Source organism: Novipirellula herctigrandis (genome assembly GCA_007859835.1).
Classification (GTDB): Bacteria; Planctomycetota; Planctomycetia; order Pirellulales; family Pirellulaceae; genus Novipirellula_A; species Novipirellula_A herctigrandis.
Map to the genome: position 1 here is coordinate 6,746 of SJPJ01000003.1, position 2,330 is coordinate 9,075.

A 2,330-nucleotide genomic window follows, 5' to 3' on the forward strand; every position below is an offset into this window, starting at 1 on the left:
TGCGGCAGTCAGGATCTCGTGCGTCGGCCCATGAGTACGCGTTTGCACACTGGCGTTCTCGGTGAAACTGTTCCAGTCGCCGACAAGCGAAAGATTCCAGGCTTGATCGAGATTGCTATCGGAGCGGTTCCAATTGACCAGCCGATCTTCATCATCATAACCGCTTGTTCCGACGTTGAAACCGTAACCGCCCATCGTTCCAGTGATGGCTTCGGACGTCTTGTTCTTGTTCGTGTCCCAAGTGTATGCAAGATCTCCGATCGATGCACCGCTGAAGGCGATCCCCGAAAGCGTGTTGTCGGTATTGTACGTTCTGGCTTCACTCACACCATTATTGTAGCTGCTTCCCGTCTTCCAACCACCATCGTCGTCGGTGGCAGTGTCGATCGCCGTTGCAATGTGGGCAAATTGACGCCCGCGTCTTTACGTTTCACTGGCGGTCATCGGCAATTCCGTTTTTGTCTTGGTCGATGACTCCGGAAAGCGGATCGGTGATGACGGCTTGCCAAGCGATTTTGCGGAACATGCGGTCCAACTCAGGACTCGGGTAATCCTTTGCAGTCGTGATCGGCTTCTTGCCGGCAATCAACTCGGGCGAACGGCCGTACAGCGTGGCGTAGAAAACGTAGCCTTCGAGACTTTCCATTCCGTTGCCCAGGTGCCCCAGTCTGTCACGCCACAACGATCGTTCCTTGCCACCAATCGCTTTGTGGATCCCCTCGACGCCGGGCAGCTGGCCGCGATGGTAGTAATCCACTGCCAGTACCATTGCCTGCGACGTCGGCAGCACAAATACATGGTTGCCATATTTGCGGTTTAATTGTTCGATCAGCGGTTGATAAGTCGCTCGTTTATCTTGATGCATTTGAGCGACGACCTCGCTGGTAAGTTCGTCTTCGCTACGGGGAATCTGTTTCAATTGATCGAGTTGCGGCCAAGCATCGGACAGATAGAAATTGATGTTCTGGTTATGCTGGTGGCAAAAGTCGATCCAGCACGAATAGTATTCGGTGCGATCATCGTAGTAAGGCCCCCACATCATGGCGTCCCACTGAGCGCCAGCGATCGAGCTGAGCAGCATCGGCTTTGGTCTACCATCGAATTGAAAGATCCCGTTTTCTTCTTCCCATTTATAACGAGCACTGCCGGTGATTCCGCCACCGACATGCGTCAACAACGGTGGTTGCTGAAAACCGGCAGCACGGGCGATCAGGGGCAATGTTTTGTAGCCGGGCATCATGAAGCTGTGTCCCGTTCCCACAATTCGCAGCGACCCGTCCAAAGGCTTTTCATAGGACGTAACAGGATTCTGTTTCTGCTTTAGAGTTTGAGCGTAGATCGCGGCGATCTTGTCAGGCGATTCATAGCACACCGCGTGCTTGGGAAAACGCTCGGCTTGCCAGCCAGGGTCGACGTAGAATCTCGTCGGCACGCCCCCACGCTTGCCAGCACCAGTGTTCGATTTTTTTGCTGCTGTTTTTGAAGCAGTGGTAACTGGATCGGCTTGCAATGTTGCCGACTGAGCTGCAACGCTTCCTTGGCACAAACAAACCGCAGCAGAGATAAATGAGAGGAGAAACAGGGAGCGAAGATAAATGATCATCGGAGTTAGCCTTTGGGAGTGAAGTGGTTCGCACTGCGATCCAGACGTGAATCCAAACGCACACTGAACAGGCGAATCTTACGCTTTGATCGCGGAGCAATCAACGACCTTGCATGGGAAGACAAAGTTGTCTGGCCATAACATCGAGGCGTGACAACTTGGTAGCCTACGCAGCAAAAAGTCTGCAAAAACACAAGGAGATGTCCCCTGTAACCCATTGCGCAAATCGAGAATGTGACGAAACGGTACGGAGCGATCACTGCGCTGCGTGACGTTTCGCTTAGGAGAACAAGAAAGAGCCATCCAGTTTTATTTTCAGCAAGGAGCTTCTCCAGAGTCTTTGCTTCGGAAATATTCCGCCATTGGACGCGATCGGAGTGGGAACCCTCCCTTCCTGCGAGCGCACATGCATCTTTTCAGCATCGACCGCGCAGCACCCAACACTAATCGCAAAATCAGTTCCAGGTTCTAGCGTATGGAAGAGAATCCGCTACACCGAAGAAAGTCCCAGTGGGTTCTCGGGAGCACACAGCCAGCCTTGCCCACACCGGACTGCCTCACGAGCAAGGCTCTCGGGAGTTCCTGCCGCTCGCTTAAAGACGCGACCAAACTTCTTCACAATGTCGCACCAACCATGGGTGTCGAGTCCAATGCGACTCAAGATAGGAGCCAAGTGGTCGGGTATCTTGCCAACCTTGTTCCGGTGCAACTGCCGGCCCGTCCAATC

The 2,330-nt window shown here is 53.4% G+C and carries 2 protein-coding genes and 1 pseudogene; all 3 read right to left on the reverse strand.

The window, feature by feature from the left end; translation table 11 throughout:
* Positions 1-327: hypothetical protein (locus CA13_RS34010; protein WP_419195327.1), on the reverse strand; the 327-nt coding region annotated here is incomplete at its 3' end.
* A 103-nt stretch (positions 328-430) separates the two neighbouring features.
* On the reverse strand, positions 431-1,603 hold the full coding sequence (locus CA13_RS34015) for a hypothetical protein (RefSeq protein ID WP_146404718.1): 1,173 nt from the start codon (positions 1,601-1,603) through the stop codon (positions 431-433).
* Positions 1,604-2,093: 490 nt separating this feature from the next.
* Positions 2,094-2,330 (reverse strand): annotated as a pseudogene (locus CA13_RS36055) (hypothetical protein); the annotation flags it as partial.